15 protein-coding genes and 1 pseudogene are annotated in these 22,748 nt (G+C 44.3%); 4 read left to right on the forward strand and 12 right to left on the reverse strand.

Going from position 1 to position 22,748, the window contains the following annotated elements:
• Window positions 1-95: 95 nt before the first annotated feature.
• The 11 genes from kdpA to arcD all read right to left on the reverse strand — a co-directional run bounded on the left by kdpA (window position 96) and on the right by arcD (window position 14,393).
• Entirely contained in the window at window positions 96-1,808 is a 1,713-nt protein-coding gene (gene kdpA / locus RH96_RS10080; RefSeq protein ID WP_026037279.1) for a potassium-transporting ATPase subunit KdpA, read from the reverse strand.
• The gene (gene kdpF, locus RH96_RS15380) at window positions 1,808-1,918 is read right to left on the reverse strand and encodes a K(+)-transporting ATPase subunit F (protein ID WP_081501593.1); all 111 of its coding nucleotides are present in this window, start codon (window positions 1,916-1,918) and stop codon (window positions 1,808-1,810) included. Before kdpF ends, kdpA begins: the two co-directional genes overlap by 1 nt.
• Window positions 1,919-2,255: 337 nt before the next feature.
• Complete coding sequence (locus RH96_RS10085; protein ID WP_010200569.1) at window positions 2,256-3,809, reverse strand: TerC family protein; 1,554 nt, start codon at window positions 3,807-3,809, stop codon at window positions 2,256-2,258.
• Window positions 3,810-4,140: 331 nt separating this feature from the next.
• Window positions 4,141-5,172, reverse strand: a complete 1,032-nt coding sequence (locus RH96_RS14630; protein ID WP_010200570.1) for a spore coat U domain-containing protein — start codon at window positions 5,170-5,172, stop codon at window positions 4,141-4,143.
• A 2-nt stretch (window positions 5,173-5,174) separates the two neighbouring features.
• A complete protein-coding gene (locus RH96_RS10095; protein ID WP_010200571.1) occupies window positions 5,175-7,631 on the reverse strand; it encodes a fimbria/pilus outer membrane usher protein in 2,457 nt (818 codons plus the stop codon).
• Complete coding sequence (locus RH96_RS10100) at window positions 7,582-8,352, reverse strand: molecular chaperone (RefSeq protein ID WP_037033473.1); 771 nt, start codon at window positions 8,350-8,352, stop codon at window positions 7,582-7,584. The genes RH96_RS10095 and RH96_RS10100 overlap by 50 nt, the downstream gene beginning before the upstream one ends.
• A 5-nt stretch (window positions 8,353-8,357) precedes the next feature.
• Entirely contained in the window at window positions 8,358-8,876 is a 519-nt protein-coding gene (locus RH96_RS10105; protein WP_010200573.1) for a spore coat protein U domain-containing protein, read from the reverse strand.
• A 402-nt stretch (window positions 8,877-9,278) separates the two neighbouring features.
• A complete protein-coding gene (gene arcC, locus RH96_RS10110) occupies window positions 9,279-10,232 on the reverse strand; it encodes a carbamate kinase (RefSeq protein WP_010200574.1) in 954 nt (317 codons plus the stop codon).
• 238 nt (window positions 10,233-10,470) lie between these two features.
• Window positions 10,471-11,481, reverse strand: coding sequence for an ornithine carbamoyltransferase (locus RH96_RS10115; protein ID WP_010200576.1), 1,011 nt, complete (start codon window positions 11,479-11,481; stop codon window positions 10,471-10,473).
• An 89-nt stretch (window positions 11,482-11,570) separates the two neighbouring features.
• Window positions 11,571-12,815: an arginine deiminase gene (arcA, locus tag RH96_RS10120; protein WP_010200578.1), complete on the reverse strand. Its 1,245-nt coding sequence runs from the start codon at window positions 12,813-12,815 to the stop codon at window positions 11,571-11,573.
• Between the two features lie 141 nt (window positions 12,816-12,956).
• On the reverse strand, window positions 12,957-14,393 hold the full coding sequence (gene arcD, locus RH96_RS10125; RefSeq protein ID WP_010200580.1) for an arginine-ornithine antiporter: 1,437 nt from the start codon (window positions 14,391-14,393) through the stop codon (window positions 12,957-12,959).
• Between the two features lie 692 nt (window positions 14,394-15,085).
• Between arcD and RH96_RS10130 the strand changes: the two genes are divergently transcribed.
• The 4 genes from RH96_RS10130 to RH96_RS10145 all read left to right on the forward strand — a co-directional run bounded on the left by RH96_RS10130 (window position 15,086) and on the right by RH96_RS10145 (window position 21,792).
• Window positions 15,086-16,159 (forward strand): HlyD family secretion protein, encoded by a 1,074-nt coding sequence (locus RH96_RS10130; protein ID WP_010200582.1) that lies wholly within the window; start codon window positions 15,086-15,088, stop codon window positions 16,157-16,159.
• 114 nt (window positions 16,160-16,273) lie between these two features.
• On the forward strand, window positions 16,274-19,045 hold the full coding sequence (gene rbbA / locus RH96_RS10135; protein ID WP_010200584.1) for a ribosome-associated ATPase/putative transporter RbbA: 2,772 nt from the start codon (window positions 16,274-16,276) through the stop codon (window positions 19,043-19,045).
• Complete coding sequence (locus RH96_RS10140) at window positions 19,046-20,164, forward strand: ABC transporter permease (RefSeq protein WP_010200585.1); 1,119 nt, start codon at window positions 19,046-19,048, stop codon at window positions 20,162-20,164.
• A gap of 158 nt (window positions 20,165-20,322) precedes the next feature.
• Window positions 20,323-21,792 (forward strand): efflux transporter outer membrane subunit, encoded by a 1,470-nt coding sequence (locus RH96_RS10145; protein WP_010200587.1) that lies wholly within the window; start codon window positions 20,323-20,325, stop codon window positions 21,790-21,792.
• A gap of 806 nt (window positions 21,793-22,598) precedes the next feature.
• Here RH96_RS10145 and RH96_RS14990 read toward each other — a convergent pair.
• Window positions 22,599-22,748: pseudogene (locus RH96_RS14990) on the reverse strand (IS3 family transposase); the annotation flags it as partial.

Below are 22,748 nucleotides of genomic sequence, written 5' to 3' on the forward strand. Positions count from 1 at the left end.
TTCACTATTGGGTAGCGAGTCACGTTATTAGTAATAAGTTAACCAACTAACTAATTAAATAACGACTCGTCTAATGCTTGCCTATACTTAATCGGCTAGCCTCCCAACATCCAAATCTGCTCTATGATGGGTCCGAGCGCTAAAGCAGGGACAAAAGTCAGAGCGCCAATCATCAATACTGTGCCGACCAAAAGCCCGACAAATAATGGGGTGGTGGTTGGCAAGGTGCCGCTATTAACCTCTAATCTGGGTTTCTTGGCCAACGATCCTGCTAAAGCCAACACCGGAATAATGACGCCAAAGCGACCAACCAACATCGCCAGCCCAAGCATAGAGTTATAAAACACAGAGTTGGCACCCAAGCCTGCAAAGGCAGAGCCATTATTGTTGGCCGCCGAGCTAAAGGCATAGAGCACTTCACTAAAACCATGAGCACCAGGATTGAAGATACCGGCTTGCCCACTGGTCGTCATCACGCTAATAGCCGTGCCTACTAGCACCATCGTTGGCGCGGCCAATAAGCCCAAAACCACCATTTTCATCTCAAACGGTTCGATTTTTTTGCCAAGATATTCGGGAGTACGCCCAATCATCAGCCCCGATATAAATACCGCCAAAATGGCAAATAGCAGCATACCGTAGAGACCTGCACCCACGCCGCCGAAGACCACTTCGCCCAATTGCATCTGCAACATGGTGCTCAGTCCACCGAGGGGCGTAAATGAATCATGCATGGCGTTGACGGCTCCGCACGAAGCGGCAGTGGTAATCGTGGCAAACAGTGACGTGGCAACAATACCGAAACGCACTTCTTTGCCCTCCATGTTGCCGCTCACACTAGCATCGGTAAGGCCTTGAACCTGTGACGTTAACCAAGGGTTGCCGGCAAGCTCGCTGCTGACGGTCAAAGAATACATCGCTATAAACAAGACCGTCATAGCACTTAAGATAGCGATACCTTGTTTGAGGTTGCCGCTTATTTTGCCAAGACAAAAACAAAGCGACGTTGGGATAAGGAAGATAGCCAACATTTGGATAAAGTTAGAAAAGGGGGTGGGATTCTCAAACGGGTGGGCAGAGTTGGCATTAAAAAAGCCACCACCGTTGGTGCCGAGCATCTTAATCGCTTCTTGCGAGGCAACAGGGCCCAAAGCAATCGTTTGCGACTCACCTTGTAGGGTCTGCACGTCGGTATACATGGATAGCGTTTGTATCACGCCTTGGCTCATCAACAGCATGGCTATAATTGCCGCTATCGGCAGCAAAATATAAAGATTACAGCGCCATAAATCTATCCAAGCGTTACCCAGATGCGCGCTCTTTTTAAATACCAGACCACGCATTAGAGCAAAAGCCACTACAATACCGGTTGCAGCTGATAAGAAGTTTTGCAACGACATGCCCATCATTTGGGTTAGGTAGCTCATGCTACTTTCGCCGCCGTAAGCCTGCCAATTGGTGTTGGTGATAAAACTGATGGCGGTATTCATCGCCAAGTCCCACGTGACGCCTGACATATTGGCAGGGTTTAGCGGCAAGTGTCCTTGCACCAGTTGCAACACAAATAACCCCAACAATCCAATGAGGTTAAATAGCACAATGGCGCCAGCGTACTGCTTCCAATTCATACCAAAAGCAGGGTTGCCTTTGGTATCTTGACCGATCATACCCAGCGTCGTAAAAATACGGGATTCAAGCCGAGAGACAGGGGCTTGCATCCTTTGCAGCAGGTAACTTGATAGAAAATACCCTAAAGTAAATAGAACGATTAGATAAATAACCAGCTGTGATAGCGCATATATTGTCATTAAAATGCCTCCGGTTTAATCAGTACATATAACAAATAGATGAATAAACCGAAGGCTAGAAACCCTGCAAAAACTTCCATGACACTCTCCAAAAACGCACAATGAACCATGAATAATGAAGATCAGCGATCGTTAGACTGATCTTTTATTACTTCTTTATTGCTTACTTCTTAATAGCAACAGTATGCCGAGAGAGGTATAAAAGTGTTGTCAAGATAACGCGGTGGGGTATAAAGAAAGTATAAAGATGGGCAGTGTTAAAACGTAAGAAGAACAGAAAACCTTAGTTTTTAAGGCACTGTTTAGATATTTTTTAGAGTGAGGATATTGCTATAGGCTAGCAATGTGTTTTGCCGGAAGTTAATAAAATGGAAGGGAAGTCTTTAAGGTTATAGCTAGCACGCTTAGCACTAGCTATATAAGTCATGACTATTATTGACAATGTTATTAACTGAGCTCTTTTTCAATTTTGACCAAAAGAATTCTTGCGGACAGCGTCTCTAACACAGTAAAGGTATAACCTTCGCTGCTGACGTGCTCATTCACTTGCGCAATGCCATCGAGTTTAAAATTGATATAGCCACCGATGGTCAGCTGCTCGGCATCTGCTAATAGGTTTGGCTCGTTTAGTTCAAGGCGCAACTGATCCAAGCTAATAGTGCCCTCAGCTATCCAGTGATCTTCTTGTTTGAAAATCACTAACGTCTCATCTTCATCAGGGAATTCCCCAGCAATCGCTTCAAATAAATCTAAAGGCGTCACCAGTCCTGCCACTTGCCCATACTCATCGACTACGATTGCCAAGTTACCTTTGGCATTCTTGAGCAAATTGATAAGACGCAAATTATCAATGGTGTCAGAGACAAAAACGGGCTGCTGCTTGCTGAATAAAGGCGTTAGAGCCAGATGAATATCGTTAGGTTGTTTGTCGAGTGCCGCTAAGATATCTTTGGCCCGTACGACGCCGAGCACCTTGTTTAAATGCCCTTGGCAAATAGGTAATAAGCTGTGCGGCGTGGATAATACTTGCTCGCGAATCTCGTCTAGACTGCCTTCGATATTCACCCAAGATATCTCTGAGCGCGGCGTCATGATGGTTTCAACATCACGTTCACCAAGCGCCAGCACCCCACTAATCATGTAGCGCTCTTCTTCTGCAAAAGGGATGGTCTGTACTGAGATATCGTCTTCTGTGAGTGACTCTTCCTCATGGTTAGCGGTTTTGCCGCCCATCAGTCTTAAGATATTATCTGCGGTTCGGTCGCGTAGCGGAATGGCGCTTTCATATTTCGTACGGTTACGCTGCATGAATTGATTAAAGGCTTCAATAATAATAGAGAAACCAATGGCGGCATATAAGTAGCCTTTTGGAATATGAAAGCCTAAACCTTCAACGATCAAGCTAAAGCCAATCATAAGCAAGAAGCTTAAGCATAAGATAACGACAGTCGGGTGCTTACCGACAAAATCCGTTAAGGTTTTGGCTGCCAAAACCATTACCGCCATCGCCACAATAACCGCGGCCATCATCACTTCTAAATGCTTGACCATGCCGACTGCTGTGATGACCGCATCAAACGAGAACACGGCATCTAGGATAACGATTTGGGCAACGACAGCGGCAAAGCCTGCGTAGACTTTGCTATTGTTATTGGTCTCAAGCTTACCTTCTAGGCGTTCATGTAGCTCAAGCGTGGCTTTGAGTAATAAAAAGAACCCACCGACTATCAAGATCAAATCTCTGACCGATAAATCAAACTGACCATAGTTGATCACAGGTTTGGTCAGAGTGATGAGCCATGACATCACAAACAGCAGGCCTAAGCGCATAATGAGCGCGAGCCCAAGACCCAGATTGCGCGCTTTACTGCGTTGATGCGGGGGAAGTTTATTAGCGAGAATGGCAATGAAAACGAGATTATCAATACCCAAGATAATCTCAAGACTAACAAGTGTGAAGAAACCAAGCCATATCGAAGGATCGCTTAGAAGCTCTATCATTTAATTGAATACTCTCTATTAAAAAGGTTTAGGGGCTGTTCATTATTGAATCGTGATAGTGATTATTTTGATTTTTTGGAGTTAAGTGTAAATTTTATATTCAACTTGTTCATGGTATGTTTGCTGAACGATGATAAAACGATTGTATAGAGAAAATAATAGAATGACATCATATGAATTTTAAACGCTTATTGCACTAGATATGACAAATTATCAACGTCATTTGTTTTGTTCGTTAACAGCTTGCCTTCTGCTTTAACGATGTTTCATCAGGATTTTGGTTAAATGATTTTTAGTTTAGACTCATGAAATCGGTAATATAGGTCAGTTATCAATAATTCACTTGAATACTCACGATGTCAGTATATTTATCGGGTTTAAAATCGGCACTGGGGACAGTAACATAGACAGTCTTTAGTTGAGAGGTTCCATCGCCAGTACCTATTACGCCATTCCCGACGTTATTCGAGGTGGCGGTGTTTCCCCATATATCTCCACTTTCACCATCAGTTGAACGTAATTGATAAGGTATCTTATCAGTATTGTTACCAGTACCACTCATCATGCCAGCACCATCTATATTATTATTGGATGGCATTAAGCCAATATTATAGGGTGCACCATTTGTGCAAGTGACGCCAATCGCACTAGAATTATTGCCTATGATATTGTTTCTATTTGCAGAATGAAAACCTAAATTGACATCAGTGGTAGAGGTAACTAAACAGCTTGGAATTACGGTCGCTTGAACGGTAAATGGGAATTGATCTACTCCTAAATTACCCGTTGAGCAATCAAGGCCAGATGAGATTTCGTTAGCCTTAAACGTTAATGCGGTATGACTGCCATTGAAATCGTCGGTATAGGTTCCGGATGTTGCGAGGGTATTGTTATAGTTTGAGAGCAAAGAAATGTTAATAGCTACACTGCCTGAGATAAATGAGTTTTCGGCAATAGCGAGTGAGCCTGAGTTGAATTCAGAACCACTAGAATTGCGGGTACCCCAATCAATATTTCCTGGTAATGTCATGGTAAAAGCCAAGTTTGAATCGACAGACCCATTCTTCATGTAACGCGGAGGGTAAGTGCTGTTATTGTTGCCACCATCTACTGCAAGGCAAACCGATACATATCCTGCGGAGCCGCTATTAGTACATCTATAGTTTAATGTAGCACCAATCCTTGCGTCATCAGCGTTGGCGGGGGTGACAGAATCGCTAATGTTCACGTTACCGATACTTCCCACTGCTGTATTCATACCTGCTTCACACGTAACATTGGGTACAGCATAAGCATTCCCTGATGGTAACCACCATGCACCTACTATCAAAAATAGACTATATTTCCATCTTAAAAACTTCATTATTATTTTACCTTTTGGCAGATGAGAGGACCGATTAGTGGAATATCATCGCCCTGTTTATGATAATCAAAGCTGACCGTACAACTATCACTAGAGGGCATGATTACTTTTAGTACATTGTGCTCATCTAAGGTATCCAAATAGACTTCGCCATCAAATCCAATAACTGCTGAAGATGCATCTTTGTTCGTAAGTAACTGTACTTGACTGCCAAGCGGTAGCGGCTGGTTATCGCTGTCTGTGAGGATAACAGATGCCGAGCGCACCGTTGTGATACCAAAGCTCACTAACACACCAGCGCGGTCAGTCGGCGTGGCTTTAATACTCACCTTGTCGATACGCAGGTCAGCAGGCAAATCCATGGGGTCAATAGCAATCTTATTTTCTTGGTAAGCGTTCAGTGGCGTCACCAATAACAGACCCCGCTTATTCGTCGTACCTATGGGACTGTTTTGCAGTAGCACTGGTACATCGGCGATACCATCAGTGGAGACCACGGCAAAACCATTATTGATTTGGCGGGCAGCAAATAAGCCTCCACCCATCATAACCAGCGCGCCTGTACCGCTAGCATAAGTAGAATAATTATCGTTGTTACTACTGATACCAGCCTGTAATCGACCGTATGGACCAAGATAATTCAATTCGGCTAAGCCATCGGTGCTGCTGTTGTTATTCGTACTGTGCCTTGCTTGCGCACGCCAGCCTATGCCGCCCGCACTTGGTGTTGATTGTGATACATCAGTGACGAAGGTTTGGCTATCGTTAGTGCTCTGCACACTACTATTCAGCGAGATATTACGATCTAAGGATAGCGAGGCCCCAAAAGAGACGCTGTTATTGGCAGAATTATGGATATCATGATTGTAATTGGCATTCAGACTCAGTCGTCGCCCAAAGGACTTTCGCCAAGAGGCGCTGGCAAATTGTGAGGTCTCTTGCTGCGCAAAAGCGACCTGATTATAACTAAGACCAAAACTGCCTAGAGATTGGGTGCTATAACCTGTTGAGAGTTGTTCACTTCGGCGGTTGGGAGCATTTCCGTAACGTGTGGCGACGTCACGGTAGTCACCATGAGTACCAGTGGCACTGAGACCAATATGGAAGCGACTGTTATTCCAAGAGTAATTTGCACTGTATTGCGATCCACTTTTACTTTGGCTGTCGCTACCCGCTATTGAGGCAAATAAGACGCCGCCTCTACTGCTCAATAACCAAGTACCACCGACACCAGCATTACTAAGCCCTTCAGTCAATTCAGCATGGGTCTCTGCGGTAAAGCGATCACTGACTCCATAACGCCAAGTGCCAAAGCTGGCGATATCGCTGCCGTAATCAAAAGATTTGAGCCCATAATTTTGGCGCACGGCACCGAGCTCCACTGACCAATCAGACAGCCCTGGCTGCAGCAAACGATGGGTATCATAAAGCGAAAAATTAAGCGTAGTATTTTGTCCTAGGGCATCGGTCAATACGAGCTGGGCATTGCCCGCACCGCTAAAGCTGGGCGCTGTATTAAGCTCAAAAGGACCAGCAGGTACGTCACCGCCGTATTGCTTCAGACCATTAATATACAGCTCTACCGTTGAGGGCAGGGTGGCAGAACCAAAAAACGATGGCAAAGGCGTGGTGGTCATATAGGGCTGCAGGTCAAAATTAGTACCAAATTGCAGTCCACCTAAGCGTGTCGACCTTGTCCATGATAGTGCGCCTGTGAGTAAGTCACCAGCACTGACGGTAACTAGCTTATCAGGGAATGATATGCTCCAACTGCTATCCAACCGTACCGTGCGACTGTCCCAATCTTTGCTACTAATAGCGCTATCAGCAAAACGATTGCCAGTTGTCAGAGCAGTAGAACTTAATACACCAAAGTCATTAAACGCGCGCAGTTCTGTATAAGCACTTAGGTTGGTCGCATTGTTTTTTGTTTGTGTGCCATAAAGGTTGTAATTTAACAGAAAACCAGGTGAGGCAGTCGGTTGCGAGCGTCTGCTATTGCGGGTATTAACGACGGTCGTGGCAAGGTTAAGGATACTTAGAGGTGCAATGAGATTGACCGCTTGCTGGCGGGCGTCATAATCGATCTTGATATCAGGTAAAGTATTTAGTGGTATTGGTTCGAGGGTGTCAGGCGGCAATACAAAGCCGAGTTGCTGCAATATGTTTGTACTTGCCCATAATTGGTCATTATAGTATTCGAAGGCCGCTAAGCCCTTGTCTGTGCCGTTAAGCCTAACCTCTAAATAGAGATCAAGCTTGTCTGGATGGTCATTTTCGTCACGATTGTTACGGTTTAAATCAAGCTGTGCGAGACTGTCGTTGGGAAGGTTGGTAGAGGTAGCCATGATATCGTTTGGTTCGAAGGCATGGCTGAGAGGTATCATTAAGGTTTGCAATAAGGCTATTTTAGCGATCGGCAGTGTCCAGCGTAACGTCTTGTATCGTCTCAGTTCCATTGATCGTTACCTTGAATTTACCGGCTATCGTCCCTGATGTGAGAGTAGAAGGCGGTATTTTCAGTGTCCAGTTCATAGTGGCATCTGGTAAAACATAACCCAGTAAACCTTGGTGTATATTAACGCTAGTGCCCGCAGTATCTACAACGCTCAAACCAATTAACTTGGCATGACCATTTCCGCTATTTTGGACGCGTAATGTAATCTGTTCGCCATCTGGTAGCAAGGTATATTGCCATTGCAATTGTGGACTAGTTTCAACAATACCAATGGGCTGCACAAATACAGGTAAAGAGTAGCTCATCGCAAATTGCAAGCCACTCTTTTGCTTAGGGGACTTAATCGGTAGCTCATTAACCAAAATCCGATAACTCGCTTCTACAGCTGCTGCGCCTTGCGGCGGTGCGGTGGCACGGATAATTCGAACCAGTTGTTTGTCACCGGGGTTGAGCTCAATCATTGGCGGACTGGCCAATAATCCTCGTGAGGGAGCGAGCTGATCGCCTGTTTCATCTTGTGACCACTGATAAACGCGCACTTGCGCATTTATCACTTCGTCACTCGAATTACTAAGGGTCAGGCCACTGGCGTTTTCTCTAGCTTGCAAGCTTAAAGAGATGGGAGAGACCTGTAGGCCACTTGCCATCGTTCCACTACAAGACAATAGCAAACTAGAGATAACAGCAGGTTTCGCAACACGGCGTAACCAGAGACTCGGCATGGAGATTAATAGGCTACAGAAATATTAATAGTATCTGCATAAGGACCAGGTGTAACGTCGGCATCACTAGTCACTGTGAGATAGATAGGAGTAGTGATGGCGGTAGCATAATCTGCGAATGCTTCGGTAGATACTGTATTAGTAGTGCCCCACGCAGTGCCACTAGCTGAGCCAGATGTCAGTTTATATGCTACTTCTTCGGCGTCTAAATCTCCTCCAAGCAGAGTACCAGTACCGTCGAGGCTAGTGGTTGACGCAGGTGTTAGACCAATAACAGCCACAGAACCTTTAGAACAATTTAAGATAAGGTCAGTGGTTGCCGTTACAGCTGTAGTCGCCTTTCCTGCTTCAGTTTTAGCGAGTACAACAGCTACAGGGGCTGCATCTATAGTACATATTGATTCAACGTCCATACTAACGCCAAAACTACTTGAGGTAGGGCTAGCAGCATTCGCACTAGACATAGCAGCGAATCCGCCAATAGTAACTAATATAGCGGTCATTAAGGATTTTTTAAATTGCATGGTAAATCTCCAAAGGTTTAGATCTTTTAGGGTTTCAGTGATGGAATGCACCGTAATCAGTTGAATACGATGTGCTTGCCGAGCTAGATAGCAGAAATCTCGTTTTTTTAGCAATCTAGAACCCACTGGCTTAAGATAATTACCTGAGGCGAACTGACTCTTTCAGTTACAATAACTACGACTATCGTCAATATTTGTTGCTAAAGAATGACAGAGTTGTTTTAGAAGTTTGTGACTAACATGTATCTAAGCTAATATCCAATTTTCAATATATATTATTGACCAATGAGTCACTATAAACAATCTCACAATAGACTACTCATAGTCGGCTGCTGAACCGATTATTTCAGGAACAACTCAAAAACTATTTTATATCGTAAAACTACGGATGGAATTGAGGAATTACTCTGTATTTTTCGGAGATAAAGCGGCATATGTGAGGCCTTCGTACTCCGTTGAAACACGAGTGCCGCCACCTCCCTCAAGTGTCTGACCAATATTGGTCAGTGAGCCGATTATGGCGGTGTTTCCAGTCGCACGCGCAAACTCGCAAGCCGCTGCAACTTTTGGTCCCATAGAGCCTGCAGGAAGATCAAGCTCACTTAAAGCGTCTGGATGCGCCTGCAAGATGCTTCGTTGTTTGTCAGTTCCAAAGTCTGTATAAACATACGCCACATCCGTGGCAATCATCAATAACTCACATTTAAGGCTGCGGGCAAGTAAGGATGCGCACAAATCTTTATCGATTACTGCCTCGACCCCTTGCAAACAGCCATCTTCATCAAATGCCGTTGGGATACCACCTCCGCCTGCACAGATCACAATCACACCTTTTTCAAGTAGCCACTGTATGGGTTTTAGCTCAAATATTTTTTTGGGCTTAGGGCTTGCAACCACTCGCCTAAAATATTGACCATCGGCTTTAACAACCCAGCCTTTTTGCGCACTTAGCTTTTCTGCTTCCTTTTTTGAGTATACAGGGCCAATAGGCTTGGTTGGATTGTTAAAAGCAGGGTCTTTACGGTCGACTTCTACTTGAGTGAGTAGGGTAGCAATGGATGAGTCTCTCGGCAGGACATTCCCAAGCTCTTGCTCGATGATGTAGCCAATCATACCTTCCGTTTCTGCGCCCAAAACGTCTAATGGATAAGTATCGACTTCAGTGTAAGCCGCTCCTTGCAACGCAAGCAAACCGACTTGAGGGCCATTACCGTGAGCAATGACTAACTCGTTACCCTCCGTGACCTTACTGATTTGTTCAACGGCCGTCTTGATATTTTGGCGTTGGTTATGAGCAGACAGCGGCTCTCCACGTTTTAATAAAGCATTACCACCTAAGGCAATTAGTAACCTCATGATATTTCCCTACGCATTATCTTCAGTTAATGTCATATCAGGGCGTGTCTTCATTTCAAAAATAGTGATAAAAATGAGATAAATGGCAGTCAAACAAGAAAAATAGCGCAGATAATATCGAGATATTAGTCAGCTATTTGACGCCGTTTGGCAAGATTTAGTCACTTTTAACCTATTTAGATGACTATCGATTGAATTGAGGGCACGCCCCAGTAGCACGCGCTGCTAATGTCATACATTAGATATTACCAAGCGCAGAGACCAGGACAGCTTTAATCGTATGCATACGGTTTTCGGCTTGCTCAAATGCGATGTTGTAAGGGGATTCAAATACTTCTTCGGTCACTTCGATACCGTCTGCGAGCTGTGGGTATTTTTCAGTGATTTTTTTACCAACCTCGGTATCTGAGTTATGAAAAGCGGGCAAACAATGCATAAACTTCACTCTTGGATTGCCAGTGGCTTTTATCAGATCCATATTGACTTGATAAGCCATTAGCGCATCGATTCGCTCAGCCCAGCTCTCAATAGGCTCACCCATCGATACCCATACGTCGGTATGAACGAAATCAACGTCTTTTGCCGCCGTTTTTACATCATCAGTGATAGTAAGCCGGGCACCTGACTCTTTGGCAAAGTCTGCACAAGTGGCCAAAAAGTCTGCTTCAGGCCATAAGTCTTTAGGGGCACAAAGGCGTACGTCCATACCCATCTTAGCGCCCATTAAATATAATGAGCGGCCCATGTTATTACGCGCGTCACCAAAATAAGCATACTTAATCTGATGGGTTGATTTGTCGGTATGCTCACGCATGGTCATTACGTCTGCTAGCATTTGTGTGGGATGAAATTCATTCGTTAGGCCATTAAAGACAGGAATATCCGCATATTCTGCTAACTCATTTACAATCTCTTGACCGAACCCGCGATACTCGATGGCATCATACATACGGCTCAACACACGGGCAGTGTCTTTCATGCTCTCTTTGTAGCCGATCTGTGATGAGTTTGGGCCAATAAACGTCACATTGGCACCCTGATCATATGCCGCTACTTCAAAAGCACAACGAGTACGAGTTGAGGTTTTCTCAAAGATCAGAGCAATGTTTTTGCCCAAAAGATGCTTTTGTTCTGTACCTGAGTATTTTGCTCTTTTTAGGTCACGAGCCATATCTAAAAGATAGGTAAGCTCGCGTTCACTATGATGCATAAGACTCAGCAGATCACGGTTGTGAAGATTGAAACTCATGATAACTCCTTAATTTTTAGTATGTGTTTATTTTGGATGGACTATCACTGTATTTGGCGCCGCTATGAGGAGGTAGGGTTCAATACGCCCTAATCCGTTGGATCGCGAATGATAGGACAGGTCATGCAGTGACCACCGCCACGGCCACGGCCCAGCTCAGAGCTTGGAATCGTAATCACTTCAATGCCTTGTTTACGCAGTAACGTGTTGGTATAAGTGTTGCGGTCATAAGAGATGACAACGCCTGGCTCAAGGGCAAGGACATTGTTACCATCATCCCATTGCTCACGCTCAACTTCGTAGCTATTGCCGCCTGTTTCTACCACTCTTAATTTATCGACCCTTGCGGCTTCTTCTATCACTTTCAAAAAATGTCTGTCATCTTCGCGCACATCTATACCGTGTGGCTTGCTTTCATCAGGACGAATATGAAAGGTCGTAATATGATCTGTCACTGCTGGAAACACATTGACCAAATCAATATCGCAAAACGTAAATACGGTGTCCAAGTGCATTGCAGAACGTTGATTAGGTAAGGCTGCTACGATGATATGGTCAACCGAACCATCGATGAATAAAGTCTTGGCCAGTCTGGTAATCGCTTGTTGTGACGTTCGCTCACCCATACCAATCAGCACGGTTTTGTTGCCGATAGGCATGACATCACCACCTTCTAAGCTACAGCCACTGAGATCTTCTTCAGTATCATCCATCCAAATTTTGAAATCAGCACCTTTAAAGTCTGGATGAAATTTATAAATAGCAGAAATAAGAAGCGTTTCTTGCTGGCGAGCGGGCCAGTACATCGGGTTGAGCGTCACACCGCCATATATCCAGTTTGAAGAATCGCGAGGGAACTGAGTGTTTGGCAGTGGTGGCAATACAAACTCAGTCGTACCTGAAAGTGCGGATAATTTTTTGAGTGATGCCCCAATATCATTCGGTAACTCTTCAGTGGTGACGCCCCCAATTAAAAATGAAGACAGTTTCTTGTGCTCAAGTTTGGTCAGCCAATCTCTCACTTCGCCCGCCAATAAAGTACCGACGTGATTATCGGTGATTTTATGATCCATAATCCACTGCATGGCATCATTATTATCAAGGGTTTGTGCGAGCAGTTGATGCATCTCAACCACCTCAATATCGCGATCTCGCATTTTTGTGACCATATCATAATGATCACTTTTGGCCTTGCTCACCCACATGACATCATCAAACAATAAGTCATCGCAGTTTTGCGGTGTCAGCCTTTGATGGGCAAGACCTGGAGAGCACACCATAACTTTATGTAATTTACCGACTTCTGAATGAACACCTAAAGACTTGTCAGACATTTTTGTATCCTTATGAGGTTTGGGTGAAAGTATCTCACCACTGTTTAGAGGACGAACAATCTGAAAAAAGCAACTGATGTGAAAATTACGACGAACGGTTTTTTGTGATTACAAATGAAAGCGCTTTATTTAGTATGGTCGCTACAAGCTTAACGTACCGCTGTACAGGCCATAGGCTGCATAGATGGCACTGACAGTAATGACTGCAAGCACCACTTTTTCGGCTGTATTGAACAGCTGATAGCTGTGCTCTCTGCGTGCTTTTATATAGAGAACCACGCCAGGAAGATACAATAAAGCAGATAGTAAAAAGTACTGAATACCAGCTGCATACAACAGCCAAATACTATAAAACAGTGCAGTTACCCCAATAACAATGTCTTTTTTGGCGCTCTCGGATGTTTTGTAACCCTCTTTGCGATAGGCCACCAAAAAACCATAAGCGGCAGAAAAGAAATAGGGGATCAAAATCATGGAAGTGGACAGATAAAAGATATTGTTATACGTGCTTTTACTAAAGTAGGTGATGACTAAGAATAATTGTGTCGCTGCAGAAGACACCAGTAGTGCATTTACCGGCACATCAACGGCATTTGTTTTATAAAAGAATTTCGGCATGGTTTCGTCTTTGGCGGCAACGAATAAAACTTCGGCGCAGAATAGCGTCCAAGCCAATAAACCACCGAGCAGCGAGACGACCAAACCTACTGAGATAAAGGTCGCGCCCCACGGGCCAACGGCATACTCTAGCAAATAAGCCATCGACGGGTTTTTCATCGCTGCAAGCTCAGGGAGTGATCTAACACCCATCGCTAAAAAGTTAACCAGCATTAATAGTACTAACGTAAAAATGAATCCCAATACGGTGGCTTTGCCAATATCAGAGCGTTTTTTGGCGCGTGCAGAATACACACTGGCCCCTTCAATACCAATAAATACCCATACCGTCACCATCATCATGTTTTTAACTTGATCAGGGACTGACCCTAGATCCGTCTCTCTGCCCCAAAAGTCGCTGTTAAACAGATCCATATTAAAGACCGTAAAAATAATGACAATAAAGGTGAACAGCGGTATCACTTTGGCGATGGTGATCAACGTATTGACTGAGGTAGCCGTCTGAATACCTTTAGTAATCATGAAGTTATATGCCCACAATAATACAGAGGCACCCACTAATGCAGTCAGAGTATTGCCATCTCCAAACACATTAAAAAAATAACCCAGCGTACTAAATATCAGCACGTAGTAACTGACGTTACCCAACCAAGCAGAGAGCCAGTAGCCCCATGCAGAGTTAAAACCCATATAGTTACCAAAACCTGCCTGTGCGTAGGCATAGACCCCACTGTCAAGTTCAGGTTTGCGATGTGCTAAATTTTGGAACACGAAGGCAAGCATCAGCATGCCAACGCCAGTGATTACCCAGCCAATCAATGAGGCACCAGGGCTTGCGGTTTCAGCGATGTTTTGCGGCAATGAAAAGATACCACCGCCTATCATAGAGCCTACGACAAGGGCAATGAGTGCGGTAAAGTTTAGATTTTTCTCGGATGGATTATGCGTTGTTTCAGACATGGTGAAGACCTTTTATTCTCTAATTGAGAAATATATGAAAGCAACAAAATAGATTTGGTCTTGAAGAATACTTAAAAACAGTGTTTAATATATGAAAACTCCACAATATTAGCATGGAATATTATAGTTTTGTTAGCTCAATGGCCATCATTAAAAATATTTATGTATCTATACCAGTAAAATAACTGTGATAACTCATGATAAAAATGTTTGCTATGGCAGCAGTTTTTGTACAAGCAGTATCCTGAGTTGGTCAAAAAATTTGCAGGGCTATATTGGATAAATCATACAACACTCAAAATAAATTCAGTTTCCGATGGTTTATTGAGGTGGTATCGAGTACCATAACCACAATATAATTATGGATTTATTGATATTTCTGACTAGGTCGTGTCCTAACCGGCCCAATATCCGATGATTCAACTGTATGTCGAACATCTTATATAAATCACTTACCATCCCGCCTTGGCGTAGAAATTGTCTTGTGCCCACACAGCGCCAATATTGTCAGTTATCGTGATCGACACGAGGTGTGCTCGATCTGATTTCCTACACCCAACACGGCCTATACTAAAAATCATTAAAATCATTAAAATTTTTAAATTGAGGACATGCCCTAATACGGTTAAAAGACGTATGGGTTGGTTATTTTTTGTTTTATTTCCGCATATAAATAATATATAGGAACCGTTATGAAAAAAGCATGGGTTTTGATTCTATTGCTTGTCGTGGCCGCCGCTGCCGGTTGGTATTACTGGCAACAGCAGCAACTTGCACAAGCCCTACCGCTAGGGATAGTCAGCTCAAACGGTAGACTGGAGCTTGAGCGGTTTGATATTGCTAGCCTTTATCCAGGCAGAGTTGAGCAAATGCTGGTGGCGGAAGGGGAAGATGTCGATATCGATCAGCTGCTTGTTAAGCTGTCTTCTTCACAAAGCGAAAGTCAGTTAGTGGCGGCACAGGCAACCGAGCAGCGCGCACATGAAATGGTGTCACAGGCACGGGCGGGTCGTAAGCAAGGAGAGCAGGCAATGGCGCGTGCCAACGCCCAAATTGATGCGCAGATTGAACAGCAAAAAGTAGCCAAAATGGAGTTGGATAATGCCCGCAAGATGCGCCGCGAAGATTTGGTTTCAGACTCAGAAGTGACCAAACGCCAAGCGGCATACAATGGCGCGGTTGCGGTCGTGCAAGCGGCTAGAGCAGCGTACGCAGAAGCGCAGGCAGCCGTTCAACAAATCGATGCTCAAGTAGCGGAAGCAAATGCTGGCGTCAATCAGGCCAAAGCTCAAGAAAAATCTGCCGCATCGATGAATGATGATATGTTGATACGCAGCCCTAAAGCTGGCCGCGTGGAATACCGAATTGCTGAGGTTGGTAGTGTGATTGCAGCAGGCAGCAAAATGGTCAGCCTGCTAGATACAGAGGATGTGTCTATGAATCTTTTTTTACCTAACGGGCAGATGAGTGGCTTACAAGTCGGTAATGATGCGAGAGTCGTGCTGGATGGTCTGGATAGTGTGTGGCCAGCAAAAGTCTCGTTTATTGCGTCACAAGCACAATTTACGCCCAAGTCAGTGGAAACGCAGAACGAGCGCGAAAAGCTCATGTTTAAAGTGCGTATCAAGTTACCTGTTGAGGTAGCCAAAGAATACAAAGGCCTACTCAAGGGCGGCATGACAGGTAATGGTTATGTGCGTAGCAATACCGACGTAGTATGGCCGAGCAATCTTGCTATAAACCTTCCCAGAAAAGGCCAATCCTAATTTCTCACGTTCGAGTATGACAGCAGAAAATGACGTCATAAATTATTCAGATGGTTTTACAACCGAAGAGTTATCTTTATGAATAAATTAACGATACAAACTGTGAGATAACGTATGGATAGCCAACATACCGCCGTTGAAATTAACACTGTTTCGCATACATATGGCAAGACGGTTGCTCTTGATAATATTTCCCTAAATATTTTACAAGGGAGCACCGTTGGGCTAATTGGTCCTGATGGTGTTGGAAAATCAACGTTGTTGTCTCTTATTGCAGGGGTCAAGGTCATTCAAAATGGCTCTGTGCAAGTATTCGGTAAGGATATGGCAGAAAAATCTGCACGTGAGGCGTTGTCAAAACGTATCGCCTTTATGCCACAAGGCTTAGGGCATAATCTTTATCCAACTCTGTCGGTATATGAGAACGTGGAATTTCATGCGCGACTGTTTGGATTGAATGCGCATGAGCGCCATGTACGAATAGCCCGTTTACTTGAGGCAACTGGGCTAGCACCATTTCCTGAGCGTGCGGCTGGCAAGCTTTCGGGCGGAATGAAGCAAAAACTGAGCTTATGCTGTGCGTTGGTGCACAATCCTGACTTACTGATTCTTGATGAGCCAACCACAGGGGTAGACCCTTTATCACGCCGTCAATTTTGGTCATTAGTGGCCTCGTTACAAGCTGAACGTCAAGAGATGACGGTCATCGTGTCGACAGCCTATATTGATGAAGCCAAAAATTTTGAATACCTGCTAGCGATGGATGATGGCAAGCTCTTAGCCAATCAGCGGACGCAAACCGTCATGACAGAGCTGAATGTCACGTCACTTGAAGAGGCCTACATCAAGCTATTGCCACCAGAGAAACAAACGAATGCAGGCGCGTTGGTTATCACGCCATTTGTCCCTGATCCTGATGCACCGCCCGCTATTGAGGCAAAAAATCTAACCAAACGTTTTGGAGATTTTACAGCGGTTGATAATGTCAGCTTTTGTATTGAAAAAGGTGAGATTTTTGGTTTTTTGGGGTCTAACGGTTGTGGCAAATCGACCACGATGAAAATGCTGACTGGATTGATTGATAAAACAGAAGGCTCAGCCAAACTGCTGGGTCAATCTATCGATGCAAGTGACATAGCGACAAAAATGCGCGTCGGTTATATGTCGCAGTCTTTTTCGCTTTATGAAGAATTGAGCGTACGTCAAAACTTAGAGCTGCATGCAACCCTTTATCAAATAGAAGGGGAGCGTGGACAGCAAGCTGTAAAGGATGCATTAGATAAATTTGACCTCAGTGCTGTAGCGGATACAGCGCCAGCCTCATTGTCACTGGGTATCCGCCAACGATTACAGCTGGCAGCGGCTTGTCTGCATCATCCTGAAGTATTGATTTTGGATGAGCCAACCTCAGGTGTGGATCCTGGTGCTCGTGATATGTTTTGGCGACAGTTATTGACGCTTTCACGAGAAGATAAAATCACGATATTTATCTCTACTCATTTTATGAATGAGGCCAGCCGATGCGATCGTATCTCTTTTATGCATCGTGGTCGCGTACTGGTCGTTGGTACACCGACAGAGCTGACACGTAATAAACAAGCAGAGGATCTCGAAGAAGCCTTTGTAGAGTATCTGCTTGAAGATGAGAAAAATAACACTGAACCCACCAGCCAAAACGACTCGACTGAAAACACACCAGTAGAATCAGCGACCATAGCGTCTGAACCTGATAGTCAAACCAACGAAACTGACACGTTTAAGTATTGGTTTACCACTGTTTGGACATTTGCCACTCGCGAATTTAAAGAGCTATTACGCGATAAAATCAGGCTATTTTTTGCTATCGTTGGACCCATTATTTTGATGGTCATGACTGGTTGGAGTATCTCGTTTGATGTGCACGATTTACCTTATACGATACTCGATCAAGATCACTCTGCACAAAGTCGACAGTTGACGGAGTACTTTTCGGGCTCAGAATATTTTACATCTACGTCACCCGTACACTCTATAAAAGCAGCCGAATACGCGCTTAGAAGCTCTGAGACGCAATTGGTCATTGATATTCCAGTGGATTATGGACGTGATTTATTGGCCAATAGACAACCAGAAGCGAGCTTTTACATTGATGGGACAGTGCCATTCAATGCGGCCAATATTGAGGGCTATGTAGGAGGAATTATGACGATATATATCACAGACCTTCTGCAAGATACTGGCTTGCCTATCGATTTAGACCCTGCCGCTGAAGTGGTTCCGCGCTTTATGTATAACCAAGACTTTAAAAGCGTGAATGCGGTCATCCCAAGTGTGCTAATGATGATACTCATGTTGATTCCAGCAATGATGACCACGCTGGGAGTGGTGCGTGAGCGCGAAATTGGCTCAATATCAAACCTCTACACGTCACCAGCCAGTGTGCCTCAATATCTGCTCGGAAAACAGCTACCTTATGTTGTTCTGGGACTGATCAATTATTTCATACTTGTGCTCATGGCTATATTTTGGTTTAAAGTGCCCATAAAAGGCTCTTTTTTGGCGATGTCTTTTGGCGCATTGTTGTTGGTCTATGTGTCTACAGGACTGGGGCTTTTAGTGTCTAGTTTGGTTCGCACACAGGTTGCCGCCTTGTTTGTCACCGCCATCGTCACTCTGATACCCACCATTAACTACTCTGGGTTGTTGTACCCGCTCTCTAGTATGGACGGCATCGCTTATGCCATTGGGGTCGGGTTCCCCGCATCTTGGTATCAGCGTATCAGTATTGGCGGCTTTACCAAAGGGCTGGGTTGGTCTAGCTTTTTGACTGAGTATATGGTCTTGACAGCTTTTGCCTTGGCATTTATCACACTTGCCTCTATTTTCCTGAAAAAGCAGGAGGTATAAATGCAGACTTTTAAAAATATCTGGACGTTGACCATCAAAGAGTTGCGCAGTCTGTTTGGAGACAAGATACTGTTTCTCATGATTGGCTTCGTGTTCTCTGTCACTATCTATACTGTGGCAGAAGGTATCAATACGGATGTACGTAATGCGCCCGTAGGTATTATAGATTTAGACCGTACGGCGCTGACCAGACAAATTCAGGATGCCCTACAACAACCTTACTTTCTACTTCCTGTCGATGTAAAACGCGAAGATGTTGGTGAATTGATGGACAAAAGCAAGCTGATTTTTGTGTTGGAGTTTCCACCTGGGTTTGAACGGGATGTGCTGGCTGGACGAAAACCGCAAGTTCAGCTGCTAATTGATGCGACCACCATGACTCAAGCAGGTATTGGGCAGGCTTATATTATCCAAATATTCAATCAGGAAGTGAGTGATTTTTTAAAGCAAGAAGATATACCCTTGTTAGTCAAGCCAGTACTGAACATGGTACTTAATCCAAATGGAGACAGCTACTGGTATACACCAGTTATGGAAGTGTGCAATATGATTGCGCTCTTGGCAATAGGGCTGTCTGGTGCTGCCGTTATTCGTGAACGCGAACGTGGCACCATCGAGCATCTCTTGGTGATGCCCGTTAATACAATAGAAATCGTGATTTCAAAAATACTTGCCAATGGCTTGGTGATTCTATGTGCCTCCATGTTATCGATGATTTTTGTGGTCCAATATCTGCTTGGTATTCCCATTAATGGATCACTGCTTTTATTCGGTAGCGGTGTGGTCGTGTATCTTTTCTCCATATCTTCTCTAGGCATTATGCTGTCAACCATAGCACCGAGTATGCCGCAGTTTGCCTTATTGATGTTGCCCGTCTTAGTCGTATCGTTACTCTTATCTGGCTCTATAGCACCGCGCAGCAATATGCCCGAAGCGGCACAAATGATAAGCGAGTATTGGCCCACGACTCAGTTTGTCAGCTTTACTCAAAATGTTTTATTCCGTAATGCTGGCTTGGACATTGTTTGGCCTGAGCTATTAGTCATGACAGGTATCGGCGTCGTGTTTCTTATTTTTGCTTTAGTACGATTTAAAGCGATGCTTGAAAAGCTAGGATAATGTGCAAAACAGACTGGCCCAATTTGGCTCAATAAAAGCCAGTCATACATATAACGACATCCTAGGATAGCTTCTATGAGACGTCCTAGGGCGTGTTTGATACTCGACCATGGCACTGAATTAAAAATAATGATAGAGAATATAAGGAGAAGAAGCGCATGTTTCCATTATCCAAAATTGTGAGTTTGGGAGCATTGGTCTTGATCTTAAGCGCCTGCCAAAGCACACAGGTTGTTCGCCAAAGTGACATTTCTATTCCGACAACATTTGACGAAAACAAAGCGGCGAAGGGCAGTCCAGAAATTAGCCACTGGTGGCGACAATGGCAAGATCCGCTATTAAGTCGCCTAATAGAGCAAGGCTTACAAGACAGCCCCGATATCCGTATCGCTGAAAGTCGTTTTGCAGAAGCAGTGGCAATCAGTCGTCTTGCCACTGCTGATCTTGGGCCACAAGCTGGCGTCAATGCTTCAGCGGGCATTATAAATGGTTCGGCTCATCTATCTGCAAATGACAACCTCAGTCGTCTATTGGGTGCTGGTACAGCGCTGCTGGAGACGCACCAAGATATAGACAGCAGTCATGCTAATGCGGGATTCTCTGCTGCGTGGGAGCCAGATATATTTGGCAGAAAACAAAGTGATGCTGATGCCGCCCGTTATGCGGCGTTGGGCGTGCAAGAAAAAGTATATGGCGCGCAAATGCTACTAGCAGATAAAATTGCTGATCACTATTTTCAGGCCCGTGCCGCCCAGCAGCGTGAAGTCATTACCGCCCGCAATGTAGAGATATTGACGCGCTTTGAGCGATATATAAAAGGGCGTTTTCAAGCGGGTCAAGTCACCATGTATGAAGTCAATAATGTCCAAAGTAAACTCAATGCTATGCGTGCGAAGAAAAGCACAATCAATGCAGAGTATGCAATGCACGTACGTAGCATAGCTGTACTTATCGGGCAAGTACCGCAAGGTTTTGAGCTGCCTTCTACGACTGTAGACATTCTCAATCATCAACCGAGTGCGCCCAATGGCCAAACGCCACAAGGGTTGCTAGAACGTCGTCCAGATCTGCGTGCCTATGGCGCACAAGTCAATGCCTATTCTGCCAAACTGGCAAGTGCCAAAGCCGATCTGCTGCCACGTTTCTCCATTCGTTTTTTAGGTCAAGGTGGACGCATTGATGTCGACAGTGATGTGCCAGATTTGAAAGGTTGGGGCAGTATATTGAGTGTGGGTATACAGGTTCCCATTTTTACAAACGGTCGGATTAAGGCCAATATTGACAGCGCAGATGCTCGTTTGCAAACGGCGCTACTGCAATATGATCGACGGCTACTGCGTGCGCTTGGTGAGGTAGATAATACCTATCAAGCACATCAGGCGCTCGCTCAGCAACAAAAATTGCTAGATACGGCCTATCAGCAGTCTGCCAAGCGTGCCAGCGATGCCGAAAAACTGTTTCGTTATGGTTATCAAACGTTAGATGACGCTCTGACAGCGCAGCTGGACTCAGAACAAATACAAGCAAACTTGATTTACTCGCAACTTGCTCGAGCACAGATGCTACTGAACCTTTACAAGTCATTGGGAGGAGGGTGGGTAGAGAATGTTACTGCGAAGGCATCATAAATTCAGGCAGCTTATGAGAGGTTATACTCACTTATAAGAGGATACTGAAAAAATCTGAATCTTCGGAATGTAGTACGAGCATGAGTTAGCTGTGTAATAAATTAATAAGGCTTAAAGAAGTTGTATACCGTGCTCCATTTTATTATGCCAATACATAGGAACAGTGGCTTGAATAGCTACCCCTGTGATGGTGGCGTCATTTAATACTTCAATAAGTATGCGAACAACGCTTTATCTGATTTTAGAGGTATGGTTTCGATGTTTTCATCATCATATCGGTATTCATACGATTAGGGGCAATTGGTAGTACTCTACAGATTGGCTCGATCCCATGTGCCTGCTTGTTAACATCAATAAAATTTACCATCACCGCTGCTTCTGACTTTGAGCTTGCACTGAAGTAAGAGTGGTTCAATCTATAGGCTTTTCGATACCGTCAAAATAGGGAGATAAATACCCTTATTATTAAGGGTTATTAAGGGCTACATAATAAAAATCCCTTGAAGCGTAAGGCTTGCAAGGGTTTTTTAAGGATTATTCAGGACTGTTAATACAATAATTGGTGCGCCACCACCACGCAACGACTAACTTAGTGAAAGCCTTTTTTAATAAGGGTTTTATGGTTATATATATTATTTTTAACAACAAATTTAACAACATACGAATATCGCTATATCTGTTTGGATTGCGATATTATAGTATCTTTATGAAGTACTGTTAGTGCTTTTCAAATACATTATATATACAGCCTTGAGTTTACTGACCTATGCTGTCAAATCTGTAGACATTAACTTGGGAGATTTTAGTTACGCAGCCTGACGATAAAAGTCAAACCACACCTGTCTTGGCGTTTTATAGCCTAAACCCTTTTGGATTCTAGTCTGGTTGTACTCAAGCTCAATATATTTAGTGACTATCACTGATGGCTTCGAACCTTTTTTTATAGTCTTCGTGAT

The sequence above is a fragment of the Psychrobacter sp. PAMC 21119 genome (genome assembly GCF_000247495.1).
GTDB lineage: Bacteria > Pseudomonadota > Gammaproteobacteria > Pseudomonadales > Moraxellaceae > Psychrobacter > Psychrobacter glaciei.